This window comes from Pseudomonas sp. F007 (assembly GCF_057814275.1).
Window position 1 is genome coordinate 1 of the sequence record NZ_JBVATA010000049.1, and the last position, 283, is coordinate 283.

1 pseudogene is annotated in these 283 nt (G+C 65.4%); it reads right to left on the reverse strand.

Going from position 1 to position 283, the window contains the following annotated elements:
* A pseudogene (locus ACZYR5_RS29675) lies at positions 1-283 on the reverse strand (glycoside hydrolase family 19 protein); the annotation flags it as partial.

Consider the following 283-nt stretch of genomic DNA (forward strand, 5'->3'; position numbering starts at 1 on the left):
TCTTCGCAGACCCAGCCGTTGAGCAGGTTTTGCTCGGCGTCGTGCAGCAGGCCGTCGAGGCGGTACCAGCGCCGGTCGTTGCGGCCATCGCGGCCGGGCACGTGGAATTTTTTCTCGGCGGGCAAGCTGTCCAGCAGGCTTCGCGGGATCAGCAGATCGGCGTCGCTGAGCGGGCTGGTTTCGCTCCAGGTTCTGAGCAGCGGGCCGGTGACATCGTCGCGATGGGGTACGACGGCGGTGCCCTTGGCCAGTTTCAGCCAGGTTTTTTCTTTGGCGGGCAAGC